At 43.2% G+C, this 25,972-nt stretch carries 22 protein-coding genes; 21 read left to right on the top strand and 1 reads right to left on the bottom strand.

Features of this window, described 5'->3' with window-relative positions; translation table 11 throughout:
* Positions 1-149 precede the first annotated feature (149 nt).
* From AC6CHU_RS11825 to AC6CHU_RS11895, 15 genes are all read left to right on the top strand, one after another.
* Positions 150-1,697, top strand: coding sequence for an AbgT family transporter (locus tag AC6CHU_RS11825; protein ID WP_498121756.1), 1,548 nt, complete (start codon positions 150-152; stop codon positions 1,695-1,697).
* 20 nt (positions 1,698-1,717) lie between these two features.
* On the top strand, positions 1,718-2,992 hold the full coding sequence (locus AC6CHU_RS11830; RefSeq protein ID WP_159863134.1) for a M20 family metallo-hydrolase: 1,275 nt from the start codon (positions 1,718-1,720) through the stop codon (positions 2,990-2,992).
* A gap of 64 nt (positions 2,993-3,056) precedes the next feature.
* On the top strand, positions 3,057-4,295 hold the full coding sequence (locus AC6CHU_RS11835) for a M20 family metallo-hydrolase (protein WP_159863133.1): 1,239 nt from the start codon (positions 3,057-3,059) through the stop codon (positions 4,293-4,295).
* A gap of 22 nt (positions 4,296-4,317) precedes the next feature.
* Positions 4,318-5,628, top strand: a complete 1,311-nt coding sequence (locus AC6CHU_RS11840) for a hypothetical protein (protein ID WP_498121759.1) — start codon at positions 4,318-4,320, stop codon at positions 5,626-5,628.
* A gap of 536 nt (positions 5,629-6,164) precedes the next feature.
* The gene (locus AC6CHU_RS11845) at positions 6,165-7,643 is read left to right on the top strand and encodes an extracellular solute-binding protein (RefSeq protein ID WP_159863131.1); all 1,479 of its coding nucleotides are present in this window, start codon (positions 6,165-6,167) and stop codon (positions 7,641-7,643) included.
* A 70-nt stretch (positions 7,644-7,713) separates the two neighbouring features.
* A complete protein-coding gene (locus AC6CHU_RS11850) occupies positions 7,714-8,706 on the top strand; it encodes an ADP-ribosylglycohydrolase family protein (protein WP_159863130.1) in 993 nt (330 codons plus the stop codon).
* On the top strand, positions 8,706-9,737 hold the full coding sequence (locus AC6CHU_RS11855) for an ADP-ribosylglycohydrolase family protein (protein WP_159863129.1): 1,032 nt from the start codon (positions 8,706-8,708) through the stop codon (positions 9,735-9,737). The genes AC6CHU_RS11850 and AC6CHU_RS11855 overlap by 1 nt, the downstream gene beginning before the upstream one ends.
* 261 nt (positions 9,738-9,998) lie before the next feature.
* On the top strand, positions 9,999-11,357 hold the full coding sequence (locus tag AC6CHU_RS11860; RefSeq protein ID WP_498121762.1) for an acyclic terpene utilization AtuA family protein: 1,359 nt from the start codon (positions 9,999-10,001) through the stop codon (positions 11,355-11,357).
* 12 nt (positions 11,358-11,369) lie between these two features.
* On the top strand, positions 11,370-11,681 hold the full coding sequence (locus tag AC6CHU_RS11865) for a DUF4387 domain-containing protein (protein WP_159863127.1): 312 nt from the start codon (positions 11,370-11,372) through the stop codon (positions 11,679-11,681).
* Between the two features lie 10 nt (positions 11,682-11,691).
* The gene (rbsK, locus tag AC6CHU_RS11870; protein ID WP_498121764.1) at positions 11,692-12,618 is read left to right on the top strand and encodes a ribokinase; all 927 of its coding nucleotides are present in this window, start codon (positions 11,692-11,694) and stop codon (positions 12,616-12,618) included.
* On the top strand, positions 12,590-13,489 hold the full coding sequence (locus AC6CHU_RS11875) for an ABC transporter permease (protein WP_159863125.1): 900 nt from the start codon (positions 12,590-12,592) through the stop codon (positions 13,487-13,489). The genes rbsK and AC6CHU_RS11875 overlap by 29 nt, the downstream gene beginning before the upstream one ends.
* A gap of 11 nt (positions 13,490-13,500) precedes the next feature.
* The gene (locus AC6CHU_RS11880; protein ID WP_251283368.1) at positions 13,501-14,391 is read left to right on the top strand and encodes a carbohydrate ABC transporter permease; all 891 of its coding nucleotides are present in this window, start codon (positions 13,501-13,503) and stop codon (positions 14,389-14,391) included.
* A gap of 55 nt (positions 14,392-14,446) precedes the next feature.
* Complete coding sequence (locus AC6CHU_RS11885) at positions 14,447-15,595, top strand: ADP-ribosylglycohydrolase family protein (RefSeq protein WP_498121767.1); 1,149 nt, start codon at positions 14,447-14,449, stop codon at positions 15,593-15,595.
* A 29-nt stretch (positions 15,596-15,624) separates the two neighbouring features.
* Positions 15,625-17,748, top strand: a complete 2,124-nt coding sequence (locus tag AC6CHU_RS11890; RefSeq protein ID WP_498121859.1) for an ADP-ribosylglycohydrolase family protein — start codon at positions 15,625-15,627, stop codon at positions 17,746-17,748.
* A gap of 37 nt (positions 17,749-17,785) precedes the next feature.
* Complete coding sequence (locus AC6CHU_RS11895) at positions 17,786-18,835, top strand: LacI family DNA-binding transcriptional regulator (protein ID WP_498121769.1); 1,050 nt, start codon at positions 17,786-17,788, stop codon at positions 18,833-18,835.
* A gap of 71 nt (positions 18,836-18,906) precedes the next feature.
* Here the strand turns inward: AC6CHU_RS11895 and AC6CHU_RS11900 are convergent, their stop codons facing one another.
* Positions 18,907-19,083: a DUF1360 domain-containing protein gene (locus tag AC6CHU_RS11900; RefSeq protein WP_159863248.1), complete on the bottom strand. Its 177-nt coding sequence runs from the start codon at positions 19,081-19,083 to the stop codon at positions 18,907-18,909.
* A 338-nt stretch (positions 19,084-19,421) separates the two neighbouring features.
* Between AC6CHU_RS11900 and AC6CHU_RS11905 the strand changes: the two genes are divergently transcribed.
* The 6 genes from AC6CHU_RS11905 to AC6CHU_RS11930 all read left to right on the top strand — a co-directional run bounded on the left by AC6CHU_RS11905 (position 19,422) and on the right by AC6CHU_RS11930 (position 25,954).
* Positions 19,422-20,312, top strand: coding sequence for an acyl-ACP desaturase (locus AC6CHU_RS11905; RefSeq protein WP_159863122.1), 891 nt, complete (start codon positions 19,422-19,424; stop codon positions 20,310-20,312).
* A 167-nt stretch (positions 20,313-20,479) separates the two neighbouring features.
* A complete protein-coding gene (locus AC6CHU_RS11910) occupies positions 20,480-20,836 on the top strand; it encodes a SpoIIAA family protein (RefSeq protein ID WP_159863121.1) in 357 nt (118 codons plus the stop codon).
* Positions 20,837-21,157: 321 nt separating this feature from the next.
* Complete coding sequence (locus AC6CHU_RS11915; RefSeq protein WP_498121772.1) at positions 21,158-22,777, top strand: ABC transporter substrate-binding protein; 1,620 nt, start codon at positions 21,158-21,160, stop codon at positions 22,775-22,777.
* 60 nt (positions 22,778-22,837) lie between these two features.
* Positions 22,838-23,905 carry a M42 family metallopeptidase gene (locus tag AC6CHU_RS11920; RefSeq protein WP_159863119.1) on the top strand — a complete coding sequence of 356 codons (1,068 nt, stop codon included), beginning with the start codon at positions 22,838-22,840 and terminating at the stop codon, positions 23,903-23,905.
* Between the two features lie 340 nt (positions 23,906-24,245).
* Positions 24,246-25,196 (top strand): 3-hydroxyacyl-CoA dehydrogenase family protein, encoded by a 951-nt coding sequence (locus AC6CHU_RS11925; protein WP_498121774.1) that lies wholly within the window; start codon positions 24,246-24,248, stop codon positions 25,194-25,196.
* A complete protein-coding gene (locus AC6CHU_RS11930; protein ID WP_159863117.1) occupies positions 25,193-25,954 on the top strand; it encodes an SDR family NAD(P)-dependent oxidoreductase in 762 nt (253 codons plus the stop codon). The genes AC6CHU_RS11925 and AC6CHU_RS11930 overlap by 4 nt, the downstream gene beginning before the upstream one ends.
* Positions 25,955-25,972 lie beyond the last annotated feature (18 nt).

Below are 25,972 nucleotides of genomic sequence, written 5' to 3' on the forward strand. Positions count from 1 at the left end.
ATTCCGGGTTAAGTGTCCGAACTCGAAGCAGCTTCGGACACAGAAAGCAGAAATCCAAAACACCTGTCCGAACAAGGACGCCGCATGGGAAACAAACGCAGCTTCATTTACCAGTAACAAATCCAAAAACAGAAAAGCGAGGGGAGTATATGAAAACACAAAAGCAAGGAGAGAAAGTGGTATCAGAAAACACGAAACCAGGGATTGCCCAGCGATTTCTTAATGGAGTCGAAAAGGTCGGCAACAAGCTCCCGGATCCATTCATATTATTTGCCGGGCTCGCAGTGCTTGTTATTATCGTTTCAGCCATATTTAGCGCCTTTGGTGCTACTGTTGTCCATCCGGGATCTGGAGAGGAGCTCGAGGTTAAGAACCTGGCATCTGCAGAAGGCCTGAATTTCATCCTGACTTCCATGCTCGATAACTTCACCGGATTTGCGCCTCTTGGACTGGTTCTGTCCATGATGCTCGGGATCGGTCTTGCCGAGAAAGTCGGCATGCTGGATTATGCCATTAAGAAGACGATTTTAAAATCTCCTCCTGCATTAATCACGTACACCGTTGTGTTTGTCGGGATCATGGGGAATATTGCATCAGATGCTGCGATGGTCCTGGTTCCGCCGCTTGCCGCAATGGTCTTCTACAAAATCGGCCGGAATCCAATTGCCGGTTTGGCTGCAGGGTATGCATCCGCAGGTGCCGGTTTTACAGCAAACCTGCTCATTGCGGGAACGGACGCACTGTTGGCAGGGATTTCAACAGAAGCTGCCAAGATTATTGACGAAAATATTGTCGTTACACCAATTGATAACTGGTATTTTAATATTGTTTCCGTATTTGTTTTAACCATTGTCGGGGGACTAGTCACGACGAAGTTCATAGAACCGCGTCTTGGAGAATACAAAGGCGATGAGGTTAAAGAAGCAATTAAGGAAGATCCGCCTAATGCAGGCAAGGCATTGCGGAATGCAACGATTGCCGGGTTCGCCTACATTGCCCTTATTGTGGGAGCGATCCTTATACCAAATAGCCCATTAACCAATGAAGATGGCGGTCTGGTTCCATCTCCATTCCTGGATGGCATTATTCCAATTATTCTCTTCTTCTTCATCATTATCGGTACTGTTTATGGAATAACAGTTGGAAATATTAAGAGCAGTAAAGATGTTGCCAATTTTATGGCTGAATCCATGAAGGATATGGCGTCTTATATTGTCTTAATCTTCGCAATCGCCCAATTTATCGCTTACTTCAGCTGGTCTAATATCGCAACCTGGGTAGCAGTAAATGGAGCAGAATTCCTAAAAGACGTGGAATTTACCGGAATTGGCCTAATTATCGGCTACATCATTTTTACAGCTTCCCTGAACTTCCTGATCACTTCAGGTTCAGCTAAGTGGGCGCTTGAAGCACCTGTGTTTGTGCCAATGTTTATGCAGCTTGGCTATCACCCTGCGTTTACGCAAGTGGCTTACCGTGTAGCAGATTCATCAACCAATATCGTGACACCAATGATGCCATATATGGTTATTGCCCTGGCGTTTATGCAGAAATATGACAAAAAAGCGGGAATTGGAACATTCATTTCTTTAATGCTGCCGTACTCGGTTACGTTCCTGATCACTTGGATCATTATGATTTTAGTGTTCGTCTTCCTTGGAATTCCGTTTGGTCCGGGAATCGGCCCGTATCTATAAAAATAGGATGTGATTAAGTAGTGAGTAATCTTGAAAATCAACTAAAAAAGTGGAGGCGCGATTTTCACCGTTACCCGGAAGGAGGATTCCTGGAAATGCGCACAGCCTCCATTGTCGCATCAATCCTGGATGAACTTGGCTTCGGGCTTAAAATGGGCAGGCAGGTAATGTCCGCTGATTATGTTATGGGTAAGCCGAACCAAGAGGAAACAGCAGCACACTACCAATGGGCTCTTGAAAATGGGGCAAAAAAAGAGTATATTGAACCCTTCAAAGAGGGATACACCGGTATTGTCGCGACGATGGATACGAAAAAGGAAGGCCCGACCATCGCCTTCCGTGTGGATATGGATGCATTGCCGATCCTTGAATCAGAGGAAGACAGCCATTTTCCTCAAAAAGAAGGATTCAGCTCTTCAGTTCCAAACACCATGCACGCCTGTGGACATGATGCCCATACAGCGATCGGGCTTGGGCTGGCAAGCTTAATTGCTGAACATAAAGAGAGCCTAAAGGGGAAAATCAAACTGATTTTTCAGCCCGCCGAGGAAGGCACCCGCGGGGCTCGTTCAATGGCCGAAGCAGGAGTTGTTGATGATGTGGATTATTTAATTGCCTCACATGTCGGCACAGGAGTTCCAGATGGGCAGTTTGTGGCATCAAAAAACGGATTTTTAGCCACGTCAAAGCTTGATGTAACGTTTAAAGGAGTTTCATCCCACGCAGGCGGAAATCCGGAAGAAGGGAAAAATGCCCTGCTGGCAGCTGCTTCTGCCGCTTTAAATATTTATGCTATTCCGCGCCATTCAGAAGGGGCAACCCGCATTAATGTGGGTGAATTGCATGCAGGCTCAGGCCGCAATATTATCGCAGATAAAGCGGTGCTGAAAATTGAAACACGCGGGGAAACGACAAAAATTAACGAATATGTCAAAGCCCAGGCTGAAGCTGTTATCGCAGGATCTGCCCAAATGTATGGAGTAGTGTACGAGATTCAGACTGTGGGCGAAGCCATTAGCGCTCAAGGATCAAAAGAGCTGGCCAGTGTCCTGCATTCATGTGCACAAGAAGCTGACTATTTAAAAGAAAGCATTCTTGAAGACGGTTCACCGGCAGGCTCTGAGGACGCAACCTTTTTTATAGAGCGTGTTCAGCAATCTGGAGGGCAGGCCACTTACTGCATTTTCGGGACAGAACTGGCAGCTGGCCATCATAATGAAAAGTTTGATATTAAGGAAGACACGATGTTGAATGCCGTCAAGCTGCTGTTTGAAGCTTTAAAAAAATTACATTAAGGGACTGATGAGGCAGAGCAATCTGCCTCATTTTCTTCATGATATTCGAGGAGGAGTAAGGAAAATGAAAGAATGGCTGGATAAGCACCTGAAAGCATTGAACTTAACTGACAGCATGAACCAGACTGATGGGTTCTGCAGACTAGGCTACACGGAAGAAGAATGGATGTCCATTGATGTATTTGTTTCCCTTGCAGAGGATATGGGGCTCAAGGTTCGAAGAGATGAAGCGGGAAATGCGATTGCCCGCTGGGAAACCGAAGATTCTTCACCTGCAGTTGCTGTAGGCTCTCATGTGGATACGGTGAAAGGCGGAGGGGGATATGATGGAGTGGCTGGTGTCCTTTGCGGTCTGGCAGCCGTGAAGTCTTTAAAGGATGAAGGGTTTCAGCCTGCTGCCCCAATAGAGGTCATTTGCTTTGCTTCTGAAGAATCAGCCCGCTTCGGCGTATCCACCATCGGCAGCAAGGCTATGAGCGGACTTCTTAATAAAAAAGAAGTGGAAGATGTATCAGATGAGAATGGTATTACCATCCGCCAGGCAATCGAGTACATAGGGCTTTCATGGAATGTCATAGACGCAGCTGAACGGACTGAATCTGATTTAAAAAGTTTTATTGAGCTTCACATTGAGCAGGGAACGAGGGTGGAGGATGCTGGTGCAGACTTTGGAGCAGTTACGGCAGTTGCCTGTCCAATTCGCTTAAAGGTCATTATCAATGGTCAAATGGGGCACACAGGGACGACCCCGATGGGCAAACGAAAGGATGCCTTTGTCGCGGCGGCACCTCTCGTTTCGTTTATATCCGAGAAAGCTCTTGCTTTATCGGATTCAAGTTCCGTGCCGATTGTGGCAACTGCAAGCACCTTTGAACTAAAGCCTAACTCCATGAATGTGATTCCAGGAACGGTTGAGCTTGGAATCGATATCCGCAGTGTGGACGATTCACTGAAAAAAGAAATGGAGAAGCTTATCCGTGAGAAATGTGATCAGCTTTCAGAATCCTTTGGTGTTAAAATAGAAGTAAAAACGCTTGTTCATAATCCATCCATTCAGCTGGATGAGGCAGTGATGCGGAGATTGCAGCATTCAGGCGAATCGTTAGGATATAAAGCATTGGTGCTTGAAAGCGGAGCAGGCCATGATGTCATGAATATGGCGGCCAAATGGCCTTCAGGGCTTTTATTCATACCATGCAAAAATGGCCTCAGCCATCATCCTGAGGAATTTGCAGCGATTGAAGATCTGGAAATGGGTACAAAGATTTTGGCCCATTATTTAAAAATGGAAACAAGCAGATAAAGATAGAAGCAGGTGGAAAGTAATGAAGATTCGCGTTGGGGTAGTGGGGCCGGAAGACTCCGTTGGACACATTCTTGCCTTGTCGCGTGAATACAGCGAGCTTGAAATGACTCCATATGTTTATAAGGAAACAAAAGAAACAGAAAACATCATCAGGGACCATAAGGCGGAAATCGATTTATGGTTTTTCTCCGGACAGGCCCCTTATTATTACGCACGTTCTAAAGGGCTGATTGGGGAAGAAAATGCCCAATTTCCCCCTCTGTATGGCTCCAGCCTTCTGGGCACACTCCTTGAAGCTCATATCAGGGAGGGCGGATTTCAGCAGGCAAGCTTGGACACCATTCAGGAATCCGAGTTAGATATACTTAAGAACACATACTTTTTAGGAGATTTGAACATTCATACTTTTTCCTATCATGAATACGAGCCGGCAGAGGAAATCATCCGTTTTCATCAAAAGCTTTATGAGGAAGGAAAAACGGAGGTCGCCTTAACATGTGTTCAGGAAGTCCATGATCGGCTCAGGGCGCTGGGGATCCCCTGTTACCGGGTGGTGCAGTCTCCTGTCGCAATCAAACTGGTGCTCCGCTATTTAAGGGAAAGAGGCCAGTCCAATTGGTATAAGCGCTCGCAGATAGCGATTATGGGCATGGAAGTCGTTCATTCTGCAAATTCACTGGATGAGCAGCATTTTACCTATGAAATGAAGCGGCATGAGCTGGAAATGAAGCAGGTCCTGCTTGATTATGCCGAGAAGGTCCAGGGCTCGTTTGTGCAGATCGGGGATGGCCTATTTTTTATCTATACAACCCGTGGTGAAATGGACATGCACTTTCAGGAGGATTCCATGTATTCTCTTATAGAAGAAGCGAAATCCCACAGCAAGCTGAAGGTAAGAATCGGTGTGGGTTATGGACTGACGGCATATGATGCAGAGCAGAATGTCAGGCTGGCCCTTCAATATGCACGGGACCAAAAGGCCTCCCCTGTAATAAGCATTGATGAAAATAAGCAAATAAAGGAACACCTTTCAGAAAGCGGCAAAGAGGCGATTGCCTATCAGCAGCGAATATGGGGAGAGGAATGGGAAGAACGATTTAAGGAAGCGAAAATCAATCCGGCAATCGTATCCAAAATTGATTACCTCTCAAGGCATTACAAAAAGAAGATTGTTACTGCGCAGGAAGTTTCCAGGTGGCTCAAAAATACTGAGCGCAACTCGAGAAGAATTATGGCGGAGCTCGAGCGCCTCGGTCTCGCAAAAGTAACGGGTGAAGAACAGCCTGGGCAGCGCGGGCGGCCGCGGAAGGTTTATGAGTTAAGGTTTTGACTTAAATGAAATCAAGAGAACGCGTAAATCAAAAATAACTGATTCTCAGCAAGGTTCCCCCTATTCTTTGGGATTATGGGGGACTTTGATTTTCCCGTAAAAGGGAAATAAGAAAAAAACGTAAATTCAATCAAACGTTTGATTGAATTTATAGACCAGGAGCAAAATACAAGAAATTCAGTAGTCCACAAGCTTAAATTCGGCATTTGCCAAAATCAAAAGGATCTCAATAAGATTGGCTCTAATTGGCACGAAATAGTTTGAATATTTTGTAGTTGACTTTAAAACCACTTTCAATTATCCTAAAAGGGAATATAATATGTAACCGGTTACACAGTGGGATATGAATGTTTTAACAATTTCATCTGATTGGTGATTGTAAGCAATAGCTTTTTTATAGCTAAATGTGTAACCGGTTACATCTTGTGGAATACTAGCTGGATTTTTACTCTATCAAACTCCTAATAGGATGATTGCTTATGGGGGAGTAAGTCGATTCAAATTAGAATATGAAAAATTTTCAAGGGGGAAAAGTGATGAGAAAATCTTTTATTGCCATGCTAAGCCTCATTTTGGTTTTGGGTTTACTGGCAGCTTGTACGAACAAAGAAGATGCAGGTAAGGGAGGTAAAAAAGATAAAGATGGGAGTACAACAATCCGTGTTGTAATGAAGGATGATAACAGCTCTAACCCTGTATCAGAAAAGTATTATGATGCGATTGAAAAGGGTCTCCTTGAAGATGAAAATATTAAAGTGAATTTTGAATTAGTCGACCTCCCGCAAGGTAATTATGCTGAGAAGTTAAACTTGCTGCTCAACAGCGGAGATATACCTGACATGATTTACTTTCAAGGCGGAGATCAAGCCATGGCTGATCAAGGCTTGTTAGAAGATTTAAGACCATACATCAAGGAATCAAAATACCTAAAAGATATTATCCAGCCATTTAACGAAAAGAGGTTGGAAAATTATCCATACCTGCTTTGGATTAAACCGCTTGCTCCTAAAGTTCCTGTCATTAGAGGAGACTGGTTTAACAAAATGGAGACTTCTAAAGCACTAATGGAAAATCCAACTGTGGACAATTATTATGCATTTTTTAAAGAGTTAGTTGACAAGAAGCCTGGCAGTGATAAACCGAAATATGCCATTACGGTTGCCGGCGACATAGCAGAAATCGACTATATGTTTGATATGGCTTTTGGGATCAATAAGACATGGCTGCAAAAAGAAGATGGATCTTATGAATTCTCTAGAGTTTCAAAGCAGCAAAAAGAAAAGCTGGAGTTCTATAACAAGTTATATAAAGAAGGTCTATTGGACCCTCAATATTTAACAAAGCAATGGGATACAAAGGAAAAAGCATTTTTTGATGGAGATGCAGCGATTATCCCTGGTACAGCTGGAAAAGTAATTGATATTTATGAAGGCAAAATGGTTCAAGTGAGCGGAGAAGAAGCGTCATTAGTCACACTGCCGCCTGCAAAGGGTGAGTATCAAGGCTTTGGTGCTACAGATGTTACGAAAGAATCAAGAGGTATTGCCATCTCTGCAAATTCTGAGAATAAAGACCTTGTGTTTAAGATTCTGGATTATATGGCAAGCCCTGAGGGACAAATGATTGACCGATTTGGATTTGAAGGCGAGCACTATAAAGAAGCGGATGGAAAGCTTCAGCTTACTGATAAATATTACAGTGAATGGTTCGCAAGATTCTGGGAGCCGGCTGATTATACACCAGCTACTCCAGTAGATGAAGCAACACCATTATTAAGTGAATCCGCAGAAAAATCACTTCAATCAGCAGAAGAGTTTTATGAAGAGGATAATAGCTTCATTATCCCGGAAGAATACGTTGCTAATTGGGATGCTATGCAAAATCTATATTTGGAATATACAACGGACATCATTACTGGCAAACGTCCAATCTCTGATTTCGAAAAATTCGTGAAAGAGTGGAACAAAGCAGGCGGAAAAGAGATTACAGAACTGGCAAATAAACATTTAAAATAATCCTAAAAAAATAGTGGAGACTCCGATCTCCGCTATTTTTTTAGCAAACTTTGACAAAGGGGGGCCTCATTTGAAATTTGAACAATGGTATAAGAAGGTTTATGGCTGTTTAATAGGATTATCAGTCGGTGACGCGCTGGGAGCTCCGACCGAAGGCCTGGCTTTGGAAGAGATAAAGGAAAAATACGGCTGGGTTACTGATTTTGTCAATGATGATCCAGTGGGAACAGATGATACCGAATATACAATGCTGACTGCAAAAATCATCTTAAAATATGGCAGCAAACTAAACTATGAGGATATGACAAGAGAATGGACACGCTATCTTGTCTCCCAGGAAGGCGGCTTTAAAGGCGGCGGCTTTAGTGAAGTTGAGGCGATCTTTAATCTGCGAAAAGGGCTTGCCGTTCCTGCAGCTGGGGTTGATAACCATCAAATGTGGAGTGACGGAGTAGCCATGAGAATTTCTCCAATTGGCATTTTTTGTGCCGGAAATCCGGAGGAAGCAGCCAGGCTGGCTGAGATTGAAGCCAGAGTAAGCCACGACCGGGATGGAGTATATTGCGGTCAAGCTGTGGCCGCAAGTGTTGCTTACGCCATGACGGGAAAGGATTGGCAAAAAGTAATTGAAACAGGAATGAATTATATACCTAAGGATTCCTGGACCCATCGGAAAATCGACGAGGCTGTAGAAATTGGCTTAAAGTATAACGATGTTCAAGATGCTATGGAAGAGCTCTATAATAAGATCTCGGTTTTTTACTATCCTTGGGCTGATATGGGACCGGAAGCTATTCCGCTCGCTTATGGATTGTTTGCCGCAGCAAAGGGTGAATATATTCCTTCTGTCCTGGGCGGAGTCAATATCGGAAGAGATTCTGACACAATAGCGGCTATGAATGGCGCCATGGCAGGAGCGTTACATGGCGCCGATGCTGTGCCAAAGGCTTGGCAGGACAGAATTAATATTATCCGCGGACGATGTGTTCTGGCCATGAAGGGAATAGACGTTCGAGATATTGCCAAAGATTTAACAAATGTATTAATAGGAGGAAAAGAGTAATGTCCTATGATAAAATTTACGGTTCTCTTCTTGGTATGGCAATGGGTGACTCGACAGGCTTTGCTGCGATGTATCATAGATCGCTCGTACTTCCTCCTAAGCGAAGAAAGCGTTTATGGAGCTTTAGTCAAATTACCGACCAGCATCGGATTAATAAAATTTCACTGCCCTTCACACATGCTCTGAGCGAGGAAATTTTAGATCTGTGCGGAACGGATGATACAGAATTTGCGGTCATGGCAGCCCAAATCCTTCTGGATTGCGGAAATGAAGTAACAGAAGAAAAATTACTTCATGGCTGGATGCAATATATAGTTGGAGCTGAACAGGAAATATGGAGCGGCGTAAGTGAGAGAGCCTCTATTGAAAACATTAAAAAAGGAATCCTTCCACCGGCATCTGGCAATGATAATCCTCATCACTATGATGATGGTGCTGTTTCGCGTGCGGTTCCAATCGGTCTTATTTTTAAAGATCAGCCTGAAAAAGCTGCAAATATTGCACAGAAAATGGCTTCTATCACAAATGCTGAAGATGGCATCTATGCAGCACAGGCTATGGCAGCCAGCATAGCTGCAGCCCTATCAGGCGCTTCTCCGCAGTTGGCAGTAGAAGAAGGATTAAAATACGTACCGGAAAATACCTGGATTCAAAGAAAAATGGAGCTTGCCCTAAATGTATTAGATGAAACAAATGGGGACGGATTTGCAGCTATACCTCTATGGCAAAAACGAGTGGTCAATGCTGTCTATAACTATGCCAATATTGCTCCTGAGACACTCTCAGTTGCTTACGCCATTTTCCTAAGTACAGAAGGAAATCTGCAAAAAGGAATTCAGCTGGCATCCTTACTGCCGAAGCAATCAGATAGTATGCCTGCAATGGTTGGTGCCCTAGCTGGAGCTTCAGAGGGGGCAAATGCGGTCCCGGAAACCTGGAAAGAAGCATTAGACAAAATTAAAGGAATTTGTATTCCCAGTTTACAAGGGACATCCCTAAAGAGTGTTGCTGCTAAATTGGCCAGCTATTAAAAGGACTGAAGTATAATGTAGATGCACGATATACTGAAAGGTTGAATATGTAATCGTGCATCTTATCTTAATAAAAGTGTGAACATTACGATAATAATAGGTTGACAGGAATGGCTGTTGGAAGGTACCATAAATATATAAATGTGTAACCGGTTACACATTCTCTGGGTTTGATAACCCCTTTTTTTAAGACAATATGTAACCGGTTACACATCAAAGTGTTTAACAGACAAAAAACCAGTTAAAAAAGAGGTTAATACTATGACTAGCAGTGATGTACGTATTGTTTCACCGTGCGGAATATTAGGATATGGATTTCCGGAGGAGTCATTTAACAGGGCTTTTGAGAACGGGCAAAAGGTTGATGGAATTGTAGTAGATGCCGGTTCGACTGATGCCGGTCCGCATAAACTCGGTGCGGGTGTGGCGATTGTGAGCCGCCGGGCAACCAAAAAAGATTTGGATATCATCATTAAAAATGGAGTTCCACGGGGGATTCCGATTGTGATCGGATCCGCTGGCGGAGCTGGTGCCAAGCCGCATATGGAGTGGACATTGGATATTATTAAGGAAGTTCTGGAAGAACGCAGCTTAACAGCTAAAATGGCCATGATTTGGGCAGATTTTACACAGGAAGAAATTATGAAAGCAAACCATGAGGGCCGAATTAATCCTCTCACGCCTAACATTCCGACACTTACAGATGAAATCATTCTAGAGACCAGCAACATTGTTGCACAGATGGGGCATGAGCCTATTTTGGAAGCTCTCGAAAACGGAGCTGACATTATTGTCTGTGGAAGGGCATATGACCCGTCACCCTTTGCAGCAGTTGGAATATACCGCGGCAAAGATCCAGGTCTCGCTTACCATCTTGGAAAGATTCTGGAATGTGGTGCACTATGTGCAGAACCAGGGACAACAAAGGATTGTATCGTTGGGACACTAAAGGAAGATTCCTTCACAGTTCAGTCCCTGAACCCTATGCGTAAATGCTCGCCGATTAGTGTAAGTGCCCATACCTTTTATGAAAAAGAACATCCATTTATTTTACATGGGCCAGGCATCATCCTTGATCTTAGCCAATGCGAGTTTACCCAAGTGAGCGACGGTGTTGTCGAGGTGAAAAATAGTAAACTGCAAAAAAATGATCAGTATTGCATCAAGCTGGAAGGTGCGAGAAAGGTTGCATACAGAACCTTTGTTATCGCTGGTGTCCGTGACCCGATTTTAGTAGAAAATATCGAAGGAATCGAGGAGCTTGTGATAGAGCAGGTTAGAGAATATTACGAGGATATCCCGGAAGAAGATTATTCTATCAACTTCTATAATTATGGGAAAAATGGAGTGCTCGGTTCAAGAGAAAGTGCACCTTTCCACGGACATGAGATTGGCGTCATGTTTGAAGTGGTAGCCAAAACACAAGAACTTTCAAACAGTATCTGCTCGAGTGTGAGATCTACATTTCTTCATTACGGGTATGAAAATCGGAAATCAACAGCCGGTAATTTAGCCTTTCCATTTGCTCCAAGTGATGTAGAGTTTGGACCTGTGTATGAGTTTTCTCTCTATCACCTAATGGAAATCACTGAAAGTCCATTTGTCATTGAGTATTTGTAAGGGGATGAAAACATGGCCGCTTTATTTGATCTAGCTAAAGTCTTACGAAGTAAAAATGCAGGACCATTCGAGCTGACATTCGATATTTTATTTGATTCTAAGGAAATTTATGAGCGAGTCAAGGACTCGGGGAAAATCAATAAACAAACCATTTGTGACTTATATAACCTTACTTGCGACCAGATAGATCATCTCGTTTTCTACGATCAGGCACTTGGAATTAAGATTACAATTCTAAGAGATATCTCATCTGGAACAGTTGGAGACAGGGATGTTTATGGCGCACAGCAGCATGCACCGTTAATGAATATACTGATTGATTAGGATGATGAACATGCAGAGAATAGCCGTTGTTGGAAGCATCAATATGGATTATTTTATTGAAAGCGAGATACTGCCTAAATTAGGAGAAACCGTCCTGGGTGAGAATTTCTTTTTATCCATTGGCGGCAAGGGGGCCAATCAAGCTGTGGCAGCAGCCCGTCTTGGCGGAAATGTGTCCTTATTCGGATCGGTTGGTGATGATGAGAATAGTGATTTCATTATCAAAAAGCTGGAGAATGAGAATATCAATCTGGTAAATCTTCAATCTGTAAAAGGATTGCCTACAGGAGCAGCGTTTATTGAGCTTTGTCAAAGTGAAAATCGCATAATTGTGGTACCTGGTGCCAATACACAGACCAATGTTGACTATGTAAAAAATTCTGTATCAGAGCTTCTGAACTGCGATGTGATTGTATTTCAGCTCGAGACACCGTTAGACATGATAGAGTATTTGGTTCCGCTCCTTTATGAAAGAGGAAAAACGATTATTATCAATCCGGCCCCGGCACAAACACTCAGCCCAGGGCTTATTAACAAGGTTACCTATATTACACCGAATGAACACGAATACAAGCTAGTGTTTAACACCGATGATTCAATGGAAGAGCTCCTTAGAAAGCATCCCAATAAACTAATCATTACGTGCGGGTCAGAGGGAGTTCGTTTCTTTGATGGAGCAGAGATCAGATTAGTTCCGTCCATTAAGGTGATTCCGGTTGACACAACGGGAGCCGGTGATACCTTTTCAGGCGCTTTCGCTGTAGCCATTGCTGAAGGGAACAGCCTCGAAGACAGCATACGATTTGGCAACATAGCTGCTGGACTATCGGTTACTAAAAAGGGTGCACAAACGGGAATGCCAAAGCGAAATGAAGTGACTCAATTTGTAAAGGAAAAGGAGTACAAAGATGAAAAAGGGCATACTGAAGCAAATTAAATCAAGCTGGGTCCTATATCTTATGCTTTTTCCAGCCCTTCTTTATTTTTCGATCTTCCACGTCGTTCCGTTAATTGGAATGAAGCTGGCATTTCAGGATTACCGGATTATCGGTGATAATGTTTGGGTCGGGATGAAGCATTTTAAGATTCTATTCAGCTCCCCAGCCTTTTTGGATGTATTACAAAACACCATTATTATTAGTGTGATGAAGATTGTATTCTTCTTTCCGATTCCGATTATCTTATCTTTATTGATCAACGAAGTCAGAGTCGGCAAATTTAGAAAATATGTTCAGTCCATTGTTTACCTTCCTCACTTTTTATCATGGGTCGTGATTGCAGGAATCTGGATTGCATTTCTAAATCCGGAAGTTGGCGGAGTAAACGTAATTCGCAGCTTTTTCAATATGCCTTCGCTTGATTTCATGACAAGTAAAGACCATATCCGCTGGGTATTGGTATTCCAGGAAATTTGGCGCAGTGCAGGGTGGGACTCCATAATTTACTTGGCTGCCATTCTGAAAATAAGCCCGTCTCTCTATGAAGCTGCCAAAATTGACGGAGCATCTAAAATACAGCAAATGAGATACATCACATTGCCTTCCTTAACTTCAACAATCATGACAGTCTTTATTCTAAATCTGGGATTCTTCATGAATGCCGGTTTTGATCAGGTATTTAATATGATGAATTCGTCTGTCATCAGCGTGATTGATATTTTAGACACTTATGTATATCGAATCGGTCTCTTAAATGGCCAATATGCTTATGCAACGGCAGCGAGCCTTTTCAAGGGTGTAATTGGGGTTATCTTAATTTTAAGCACACACTTTATCTCAAAAAGAATTTCTGGTAAAGGTGTTTGGTAGGAGGTGGAACGATGATGAATAAATTAAAAAAATTGAGTGTATCAACCATTATTATTTACAGCATTTTGCTTTTAGTTTCTTTAACTGTGCTAGTTCCGCTTCTTCACTTGCTGGCAATGTCGTTATCAGATCCTCTCAAAGTCCATAAACTAAGCGGCCTGGGTATCATTCCTGAAGGATTTTCACTCATTAACTATAAAATTTTATTATCAAACCCGCTAATTTTAAAAAGTATTTTTAACACCTTATTTATAACCGTTGTGGGTACAGCCTTGAATCTGCTGCTTACTGCAATGACAGCCTATGTGCTGGCAAGAACGAAGTTTCCCGGCCGCAATCTTGTCATGATCTTCCTGATTGTCATCATGGTATTTGAACCAGGATTAATACCGGAATACTTACTGGTGAAAAATCTTGGATTGCTGGATACTTACGCTTCTCTCATTCTTTATAAGACAATCAATATATTTTACTTGTTTATTATGATGAGATTTTTTGAGGATGTTCCTGAGAGTATTCTGGAAGCAGCGCGTATGGATGGGGCCGGGCACTTCCGTATCTTTACAAAAATCATGCTGCCTTTATCGAAGCCGGCTTTGGCAACAATGGGTCTGTTTTATGGAGTTTACCACTGGAATGAATACTTCCGGGCGACAATCTACTTAACGGACACAGGCAAATGGCCACTGCAGCTTGTACTTCGGCAATTTGTAGTAGAACGTGATAATACATCACTGCTGGGAGCGCAAAACTTCCTATCCTATGATCAGATAGCAACGCTTGATTTCGCTTCTCTGCAGGCAGGAACGATCATCATCTCGGTTGTGCCTTTGCTGCTCATTTATCCGTTGATATTAAAGTATTATGCAAAGGGTGCTTTTGAGGGTGGAGTCAAAGACTGATTATTACTCTCTAGGTGGAAAAGAGTAAACACAACAGTAAAAAAGGAGTCTTCATATGGTTACTTTTAAAGAACGTGTAAGAGGTATTGTGCTATCCACTGCACTTGGGGATGCGATGGGAGCACCTGTTGAAAAATTAAGCTATGAAGAGATTAAAAAAATGTATAAGAGGGTTGAGTCGCTCCGTACCAGATGGTACAAGGAAGATTACCCGGCTGACTTAAATCTGGGCAGAAGAAGGGGCAACGGTACAGTTACAGACGACACCCTAATGACTGTTGCTCTCATAAACGTCTATAACAAAGAAAAAAGACATATAGATGCCTATGATATGGGAAACGAATTTGTGAAGGAAATCGCTTTTAACAAAACGTATATCCCTGAGTTTGGAAGAGAAGCGCTCATTATTGATCGTCTCTTCTACCCGGAAAAATATATTTTCATGCGTCATGTATTAGCCAATTGTGAGCCGCGTGAAGGTGGAATTGGCAATATGATCAACTGCGGGGCTGCGATGTATATCGCGCCAGTTGGAATCGTCAATGCCGGAAATCCGAAGGCTGCCTATGATGAAGCGATTTTGTTTGCAATGGGACATCAAAGCAGCTACGGCCTGGAAGCTGCTGGGGTGCTGGCAGCCTGTGTGGCAAAGGCTTTTGAAGAAAATGTGACAGTAGATGAAATTGTGGAGACAGCCCTTTATTTTGCTAAGGATGGAACAAAGAATGCAATCCGTGATTTAACTGCAGCTGCCAGGAAATTGCATTCGGAAGGTGCAGATATGGATACGGTTATTTCTACATTCCAAAATGTGATAGAACCATACTCGCCAATGAAAGACGATGTTCACCGCAAAATGGAGAAGGTTGGTGTACCTTCCAATCACTATACACCAAGCAGGCTTTTCTCCATTGAAGAGCTGCCAATGGCGTTAGCGTTCATGGTGTTAAATGATGGGGATTACTATGGAACTATATTAGATGGCATAAACTCTGGCCGTGATACAGATTCCATCGGGGTAATGGCCGGTGTTATTTTAGGTGCAATGTACGGAGAACGTGTTATTCGTTCTGAAGATGTTGAGCTTTTACAGGAAACGAACAAAATGAATTTACTCGAGACAGCAGACCAATTCTCAGAAACTGCTAAGCTGATTATTGAGCAGGACCTGCAGCTGAATGAAAAAAGAAAAAACCTTCTTTAAAACACTTTGGGGATGGGGAGTTGAGTAATTTGTTGCCTGAAAACTATGTAGAGAGAGTCTATGCCGGCTTCCTCGGAATGAATATTGGAATCCGGCTCGGGGCACCACTGGAGCCAAATGAATGGTCATATGAAAAAATCCAGGAAATTCATGGCGATATCCGGGGGTATGTGAAGGATTATAAAACCTTTTCTGCTGACGATGATGCCAATGGTCCGGTTTATTTTATCCGGGCATTAATAGATGACGCACGGGGGCGGGAACTGACACCGCAGGATGTTGCAAGAGCCTGGCTGAACTATTCGCGGGAAGGAATCGGTATGTTTTGGTGGGGCGGAGACCAAATCAGCACAGAGCATACGGCCTATTTAAACCTTAAAAAAGGCATCCCTGCCCCAAAGTCTGGTTCGGCTGAAGTCAATGGCATCATTATGGCTGAGCAGATTGGCGGACAAATCTTTATCGATACATGGGGATTGCTTTTTCCTGATAATATTCAAAAGGCAGCCGATTATGCTGGGATAGCGGCAAGTGTATCTCATGATAAAAATGGGCTATATGGGGCGCGCTTTATGGCAGCGTGTATTTCGAGAGCCTTTTCAGCTGAAAGCATGGATGTTATTATCGAAGCAGGATTATCCGTAATTCCAAAAGATTCCACCTATTATGCTGTCGTGAAAGATGTGATTGATTTTTATCAGGAGCATCCGGAAGAAGAGGATTTCCGGAAGTGCCGTCAGTATTTAGAAAATGAGTGGGGCTATGATAAGTACACGGGAGTATGCCATATCATCCCAAATGCCGGCGTATGTGCCCTGGCCCTCATGTATGGAAAAGGGGATTTAGCACGGACTGTTGAAATAGCTACGATGTGCAGCTGGGATACGGATTGTAATGCAGGAAATGTAGGAACTATCGCAGGAGTTTTTGCCGGCCTTGATGCAATTCCAGGTCATTATCGAAAGCCAATCAACGATATGATTGCGACATCCAGCGTGTCAGGCTATTTGAATGTGCTGGATATCCCGACCTTCTGTAAAGAGCTTGCCGTTCTGGGCTATCAGGTGAATGGGCTGGAAGCTCCACAGAGATTAGTGGAAAGCATCCGAAACGGGGAAGTTTACCTGGATTTCACCTTGCCGGGATCAACCCACGGCTTTAAGACGAATAATGCTTTTAAGACATTATTGACCCCATGCAATGATCTAGGCATTGAGGAACGCCGGGGCTCATTGTCTGTTCTGTTTGACAGATTTATAGAAGGGGATTCAAGTAAAATATTTTACAAGCCGTTCTATCGCCGTGAAGATTTTAATGATGAGAAATATAAGCCGACCTTTGCACCTTCTGCATACAGTGGACAAAAGGTTTCGGCAAAGGTGTATATGGATAAATGGCAAGGTGGGGCGGATGTTTATTTGACTCCTTATGTCCGCAATAGTTACACAAAGAGTGATGTGAAGCTGGACTCCATCACATTAAACCATCAGCAGTGGCTTGATATTGAATTTGTGATCCCGGAGACTGATGGAGCATTGATTGATGAGGTGGGCTTTATTGTTGAGAGTCCATCACCTCCAGATAACCGTTCATTTGGAAAGTTTTATATCGGCGAGTTCCGGATCTTTGGCAATGCAGATTACTCCATTGATTTTGCCAAACAAGCCATGGAATTCAAATGTGTAACACCATTTGCTCATCACCGTGGCGAATGGACGCTGGAAAATGGTTTTATGAAAGCTGCTGCAGGTGAAGAAGATACTTCTTCCTTTACAGGGAACTATTATGGCCGTGACCTTGAACTGGATATAAGTTTTCAGCCTGTTTCCGGAAAAAGCCACGGGGTCATTCTTCGGGCAATTGGAACCGAACGCTATTATTGGGCAGGATTCGATGGTGACAATCAGGTTTCATTAATTGAAAATAACTTTGGATTTAAGCGCTTAAAGACAATTTCATATGAATGGAATCATGAAGCTATATACAACGTTAAGGCCATCAGCAAAGGAACTGCTGTTCAGATAGAAATCAATGGAGAACGGGTTCTGGATTTCGATGGATTGGGAAATGAATATGGAATGGCAGGATTTGGCCTGCTGGAAAAAGGGGAAACAACAGTGCGAAGTTTCCATGTAAAAGAAATGAATAAATAGGTTAGAGCACAAGAATCCTTTCGAAGGAGAATTTTGCGTGAGAGAAAAACAAATTACCATTCGGGATGTTGCAAAGGAGGCAGGCGTATCCGTAGCGACAGTGTCCAGGTATTTAAACAATAAAGGATATATCAGCCAAAAATCGGAGCTTAAAATTCGCGATGTGATGGAGCGCTTAAACTATCATCCAAATGAAATCGCGAGAGGCTTAGCGAAAAAGAAAACCCGGACGATTGCCCTGATTATCCCTGATATTACAAACCCGTTTTTTCCAGAGCTTGTCGTGGCAATTGAAGAAGTGGCGAAATCAAAAGGGTACAGCATCATCCTGGTCAATACCCAGGACGGGGATATGGAAGATAATCATTTTTGGACACAGCTTCAAAACCGATATGTCGATGGCTTTATCCTGGCATCGTTCGAAATGAGCGAAAAAGTCGTGAAGGCTATTGAAAACTCAAAAATACCGTTTGTAAGAATTGACCGTGCAGCCGAAGATAACACCTGTGACTCGATTGGATTAGATAACTATAAAGGGGCCAGGCTGGCTGTTGAGCACCTGATTGAGGCAGGCTGCAAGAAGATCGCCCATATCAGCGGACCGAAGTCATTCCCTCCATCATCGGAACGGAAACGGGGATATGTGGAGTCAGTTACTGATTGGGCCGAGAGGAATGGAAAAGAATCTCCAGAGGATGCAGTTATCGTCTGCGAAGGAGACTTTACATTAGAAAGCGGCAAGCTGCTGACTCAAGTCCTTATGAACCAGCATAAAGATGTTGACGGGATATTTCTTGGCAATGATTTAATGGCGATCGGCTGTCTCAAAGCTCTTAAGCTAATGGGCTACCAGGTTCCACAGGAAGTCGCAATAATCGGCTTTGATGGAATCAAGCTGACCGAAATGGTAGAGCCGGAAATTAGTACAATTGAACAGCCTATCTATGATATCGGGGCAGTATCCACTAACAAACTCATTCGTAAAATTGAGGGAATGGAGGATGATCAATCATTGCCGGTTGAGCCATCTCTGGATATTCGTCTAGTTGCAAGAGCATCCACGCTTGGTTTTGGGAAATTCCGATGAAATCGGATGGAACGGACAAGGGAAGAAAGGTGGAAAACTCTGCCTTTGTCTACCTTGTCTTATTTCTTTTCCTATATAAGAAGTATTCTTAAGAACTGTTTTAGAGTTAAAACAGTTCTTTTAATATGTTTTATGAAACAATATGAAATGAGACTGCTTTGGCAGGTCCAAAGCGATTTTTTTGTTGTGCACCAATAACAGCTTATTAATTCTTGGAATAGCTTGAGCTGGCAGTTTAGCTTTTTAATAGATTTAAGCTCTCTAACAGAAGTTTTTTATTTTAAATCAAACTTATATGAGTTCCCTCTTTTTATCACATGAGTATCAGCCTAAGATCAGAACTGAAGATAGAATAGCGGCAGGCTGCTAGAGTGAACCCTACCCACTAGGACATCGACCAATGTCGAAACGAACGCTGTCATCAGCTGGAGATTGACGTCGAAAGGACGCAGAAATTTGCATGTTTAAAGTCCCAATTTCCTGAAAATTCGACTTTTATATTAGTTAGTTAAAGAACTAATGTGCTATAGTAAATTTAGTAACAGGTCATAATAGTTAGCTATAGAATAGCGATGGGGGTCTACACTTGTTAACAAATCATCTTGATTTTCGTCTGGAGCCGAAGGTAAGGGAATTGTATGAGGAGCACAAAAAGCGGGCTGAAAAAATAGATTGGGGCTATCACGAATTTCTTCCGTGGGATAAAGCCATGGATTTCCGGCGAGTACCATGGGATGAGAGCCAGGTGACGCTTCCGGAGCCCGTCATTACAGCAGTGGAGACAGCTCTCCTGACAGAAGTGAATCTTCCATGGTTCACCTCTTATTTGGACCAGACCTTTAAAGGGTCATTGAGTGTTATTAAGGAATTTGTGCATACCTGGACAGCGGAAGAGGATCAGCACTCCAACCTGCTTGAAACCTATCTGTTAATCACCCGGAATGTCCATCCGGGAAGGCTTCACCAGCTTCACAAGCAAACAGTGGAAAATGGCTGGAACCCGGATTTCCATACCCCATTTGAAACAATGGTATATACCTCCATGCAGGAGCTGGCCACCATGGTGTTTTACTATAATGTCGCGAAGGTGGCAGGGCCTCATGATAAGGATTTGTCCAGCCTGCTGAGAAGATTGGCTAAGGATGAGACGCTGCATTATACTTTTTACAGGGACGTTATAAAACACCACCTGCAATTAGAACCTAACTATTGCTACTATCTCGCGAACGTCATCATGAACTTTAAAATGCCGGGTGCTGTCATGCCGGATTTTGAAAACCGCATGGCGATCATTGCAAAAGAAGCCAATTACGGCCCGCTCGAATATTTTGATCAGGTTCTCGATGTCATTATAGACTATTGGGAAATTGAGAAGCTCCGTCCGATCGCACCGGAAGCAGAGAAAGCAAGACTCGATATATTAAACTATCATGCCCGCCTCAAAAAGGTCCGGGACCGATTTTACAGCAAGAAATAAGGTATAGAACCGGCCCGGGAAGGCTGGTTCTATTTTTGCTGGAATAGGCCCCAATTGTGAATACTGCAAATAACACACCATTTTTCAATAAAAACACCCCAACGCTAGTTTTGAAGCCCGTTTAATCGGGAATTTACCTCAATAAAACAATTTGGAGGTAATCATTTATGCTTCAATTGATAGAATCCCGCTCTCCTTCTACCATTGCCTTAGCCTTTAATGGCAATGCAACCAAGGAGGATGCTGAAAAACTGGATCAATATGTGAGAGAAAATTTTAAAGAAGACCAGAAATTCAATATCCTGGCCATTATGACAGATGTGGACGGAACAACCTTCCAGGGTGCAGCGGAAGGAATGGGGTTTGATATAAAAAGATGGAAGCAGTTTAATAAATTCGCTGTTGTAAGTGATAAAGACTGGATTGGCACTTTTTCAAAGCTCACGAACTACCTGCCGGGGATCACGGTTGAATACTTTGAAGGCCATCAGCTGGAAGAAGCCTGGTCTTGGATATTGAAATAGCCTTATAAGGGCTATTTTATGGATCTCTAATAAAATCTAGTTTCCATGGATGGCTCAGGATGACTGGGCCATTTTTTTGTTTAAGGTAATCTAAATAACTATTAGAAAGTCTGAAAATACTTGTAATCGCTTACAATCTTTATAGTAGAGAAGTTGATAAGACAAGCTTTCAAAAATAAGTATTTCGTCTCTAAAAATATAGTAGAATATTTCGATAATCTAAGATATACTGATTTTTATTAAAAAGTATGAAAAGTCTAAAAATGACCTTATCTTACTTTTCAGCTCCGCTTACATAGAAATTACAAGGGGGAAAAAACGATGAGAATGAAGTCTTCATTAGTATTAAGCATTTTACTGATTTTTTCGATGCTGCTTTCAGCATGTTCAGGCAGCAGTGAAGAAGCATCTGGCAGCAGCAGCGGCGATCCAAAAGAGGGCGGTTCCTTAATTTATGCCCGCGGTGCTGATGCAATTGGATTGGATCCCATCAATGTAACAGATGGCGAATCCATCCGTGTAACTAGCAATATTTTTGAAACACTTTTTGTGTATGATGAAAATCTTGAAGTCCAGCCCGGATTAGCGGAATCCCACAAAGTCTCTGATGACGGACTGACTTGGACCATTAACCTGAAAAAGGGCATCAAGTTTCAGGATGGAACCGATTTTAATGCGGAAGCTGTCGTGTTCAACTTTGATCGGTGGATGGATCCTGAGAACCCCTACCACAACGGGGATTTTCCGTACTACCCTTTCTTGTATGGAGGGTTTAAAGGAGATCCAAACCATAAAATCGAGTATGTAAAAGCAGTTGATGAATCAACAGTAGAGTTTAAGTTAACTGAAAAGACAGCTCCATTTATCAGCTATTTGGCTATTCCTATGTTTGGAATTGCAAGTCCGGCTGCGATCGAAAAGCATGGCGACAAATTCTATCAAAATCCAGTGGGAACCGGCCCATTTGTATTTGACAGCTGGAAAACCAATGACAAAATAGTGCTGAAGAAAAATGAAAATTATGCAGGTGAAGGTCCATACCTGGATGAGCTGATCTTCCGCGTTATTCCGGAAAATTCCGCACGCCTTACAGCTCTTCAAGCGGGTGAAGTCGACATCATTGATGGGTTAAATCCGGATGATGCCACGACCATTGAAGCTGATTCCAATTTAAGTCTTGTCAAGCGCCCAAGCTTTAACATTGGCTACATGGTTCTGAACACACAAATGGCACCTTTTGATGATGTTAAAGTCCGCCAGGCAGTCAATATGGCCATAGATAAACAAGCCATTGTGGATGCGTTTTACAACGGCTATGCTGAAGTGGCGAAAAACCCGTTCCCATCCGTATTATGGGGCTATAATGACAGCATTGAAGACTACAAATTGAATGTGGAAGAAGCGAAAAAACTATTGGCAGAAGCCGGTTATCCAGATGGATTTAAAACTCAGCTTTGGGCGATGAGCAATCCGAGGCCGTATATGCCGCAGCCAATGAAGGTGGCAGAAGCCATCCAGTCAGATTTGAAGAAGGTCGGCATCGAAGCTGAAATTGTAACCTATGAATGGGCAACGTACCTTCAAAAGTCCGGAAACGGGGAACATCCTATGGGATTATACGGCTGGACAGGTGTAATGGCCGATCCGGATAACTTCCTGTTCCCGAACCTGAGTGCAACGAATACGGAGAAACCTGCCAGTAACCGTGCCTTCTATGAAAATGAGGAATTTACAAAGCTTCTGCAGGATGCACGTGTAACATTTGACCAGGATGAACGGGCAAAGCTTTACCAGGAGGCTCAGGAAATTTTTCATAAAGATGCCCCGTGGGTGACGCTCGCACATACAACACCGCCAATCGCAATGGCAGCCTATGTCCAGGGATTCTCTGCACATCCAATGGAAGATGATGATTTTACAAAGGTTTACCTGACTAATTAACAGCCGGAAACCCCTGCAAAAGCGGGGGATTTCTTTTCATATCAAAGGGAGGGTTTCACTGTGTATGAATTATTAAAAGGGTTATGCAATATAGTAGGTCCGAGCGGTTTTGAACAGGATGTACAAAGATTTATTTTAAATGAAGTGAAGGATTATGTGGATGAATACCATGTCGATTCAGTCGGGAACCTGATTGTAAAAAAGAAAGGGAATAACCCGGATTTTCCTTCTTTAGTCATTGCAGCTCACACCGATGAGATTGGGTTTATCGTGAAGAAAATCGAAGAGAATGGGTTAATTCGGTTTGAAAAATTAGGCGGGTTTGATGACCGTATTCTTTTATCATTGCCGGTTAAAATCCGTTCTGAAAAAGGCAATGTCGATGGAGTGATCGGAACTATTTCGGCCCACTATGTGAAATGGGATGATCCAAAGCGCATTTCCAGCCACCGCGATCTTTATATTGATATCGGAGCCCGTACAGCAGAAGAAGCAGCTGAAATGGGAATCAAGGTTGGACAGCCCATCAGCTATGGCACCGAATTTAAGAAAATAGGAAATAATCGCGTTACCGGCAAAGCCTTGGACGACCGGGCAGGCTGCGCCCTATTGATTCGTCTGCTTCAAAACATTGGAGGAAATGGGGCTCAGCATGGCGACATATATGGTGCCTTTACGGTTCAGGAGGAAGTTGGGCTAAGAGGAGCATCCGTTGTATCTGCAGCTGTAGAGCCCGATTTTGCGCTGGCACTTGATACAACGCCAACCAGCGACACATTTGACGTGCTCATGACAGGCACGAGAATCCTTGGCAGCGGCCCTTGCATCAAAATCGCTGATAAATCCCTGATTGCCCACCCGCTTGTCACTCAGCATCTCGAAAAAGTAGCCGAAGAAGGAGATATCCCCTATCAGCATGAAGTTTTCATGGGAATCGGAACAGATGCCGGAGCCATACATATGACAAATAAAGGCGTCACAGCAGGGGTTATCTCCATCCCATCCCGCTATACACATACGCCGATTGAGGTAGTCGACCTGGATGATATGGAAAACTCCTACAAGCTTCTGCACGACTTTGTTTTGACATTGAATCAGCTCAAGGGGAAGACGTTTTTAGATACATAACCGTATCTGGGAAGACAGGGAGATTATGCTCTCTGTCTTTTTTATAAGGGCTATTGTGCGAAACGGACTATTTGCGGATTTGGCCATTGCAGGTCAAGCAATCTATTTGCAAAATGAGCTTCTCTATTTGCAGGTATCCCGATTCTATTAGTATTGTTTACATTAAAAGAACGAAAGCAGTCTGGCGACGTCCTTTAAAATCAATCAAACGTTTGATTGATTTCTAATCTGAAAGATAATAAATATTTACAATTTATAATTTTATCTTGAAATTATAACGCTTACATTGTATATTGAATACGTATTCAAAAACTAGAAATTTCAGAAAGTTGGTGAGCGATTGGAGAGAATAGCTGTACTTGGGTGCGGCACGATGGGCCATTCCATTGCACTTAATGCGGCTTGGGCCGGATTTAGTGTGACAATGCAGGGAATCAGCGATGCCGACTTGGAACAGGGCTGGACCAACATGCTGAAGAAGCTTGAGGTTATGCTCAATAATGGTATTTTATCCGAATCGGAAGCTGGCCACATTCAGGAAAATATTAAAATGACTGTCTCTGTTGAAGAAGCAGTTCAAGGTGCAACTTTCGTAATTGAAGCTGTACCGGAAAATCTTCAATTAAAAATTGACTTATTTAAACGTCTGGACGCTCTATGTGCTCCTGATGTCATTCTCGCAAGCAATACTTCCGGCCTTAGTCCAACGGATATTGCTTCAGAGACTGCTCACCCGGAACGTACTGTAGTGACACACTTTTGGAATCCGGCTCATCTGATTCCTCTTGTCGAAGTTGTCCGCGGTGAGAAGACCGGCGATGAAGCAGTGGAAAGGTCTTTTAAGCTTTTAATGCAGATGAAGAAAAAGCCGATCGAAGTAAAAAAAGAGATTCCCGGGTTTGTCGGCAATCGCCTGCAATATGCACTATTCCGTGAAGCCCAATATCTTCTGGAGGAAGGCATTGCGAGCAAAGAAGATATTGATGATGCCGTTACTTATGGGATTGGACGAAGGCTGCCGGTTTCCGGCCCCTTGATGACGGCCGATATGGGCGGACTGGATGTTTTCTCGGCTATCTCTGATTATTTGTTCCAGCATCTTTCCGGTGCGGAGGAATCCTTGCCTATTTTAAAGAAGCTTGTAGAAGAACAGAAGCTCGGCGATAAATCGGGTGAAGGCTACTACAAGTGGGATGAGGCTTTTTCCAAAGAGTACAATCAGAAAAGGGAAGCTGGGCTGATCCGATTCTTAAAGAAGGATCTGGGAATCCCTGAGGGAGAAATGGTATGAGATACTTTCCGGATCTTAAGAATAAGTCGGTAATCGTGACTGGCGGAAGCAAAGGAATTGGAAGAGATATCGCCATGTCCTTTGCTGAAAACGGAGCGAAGGTTGTAATTGTGGGGAGAGATGAAGAGGCACTCCGCCAGACAGCCGATGAGCTGAAAAAAATTAATACTAATAGCTATTATGTTTCCGCTGATTTAAATAATGTCTCAGAGATTAAAAGAATGACAGAAGCAGCTGTGGATTATATGGGCTCAATCGATGTGCTGATCAATAACGCCGGAATTAACCGGGCCAAGCCAGCCATGGAAGTGACGGAAGAGGATTGGGATCTGACGCTAGACACCAATTTGAAGGCAGCGTTTTTCTGCAGCCAGAAAGCAGCTGAGTATATGATTCCCAATCAATCCGGCAAGATTATCAACATTGCTTCCCAGATGGCATTTGTCGGCTACTATAAACGGGCGGCCTATTGTGCAAGCAAAGGCGGCATGGTGCAGCTGACGAAAGCACTTGCGGTGGAATGGGCATCACATGGCATCAATGTAAACGCGGTGGCTCCCACCTTTATCGAAACAGAGCTGACTTCAAAGATGTTTGAGGATAAGGAATTTGAAAAGGAAGTCTACGGCAGGATCCCGCTTGGAAAACTTGCAGATCCCGAAGATGTTTCCGCAGCCACCCTATTCCTGTCTTCCAATCTATCAAAGTTTATTACAGGCGATACGATAAAAGTAGATGGCGGATGGACAGCCATTTAATTTTTGCGGATGTTTGCA

It is taken from the genome of Cytobacillus sp. GQ23 (assembly GCF_059758675.1).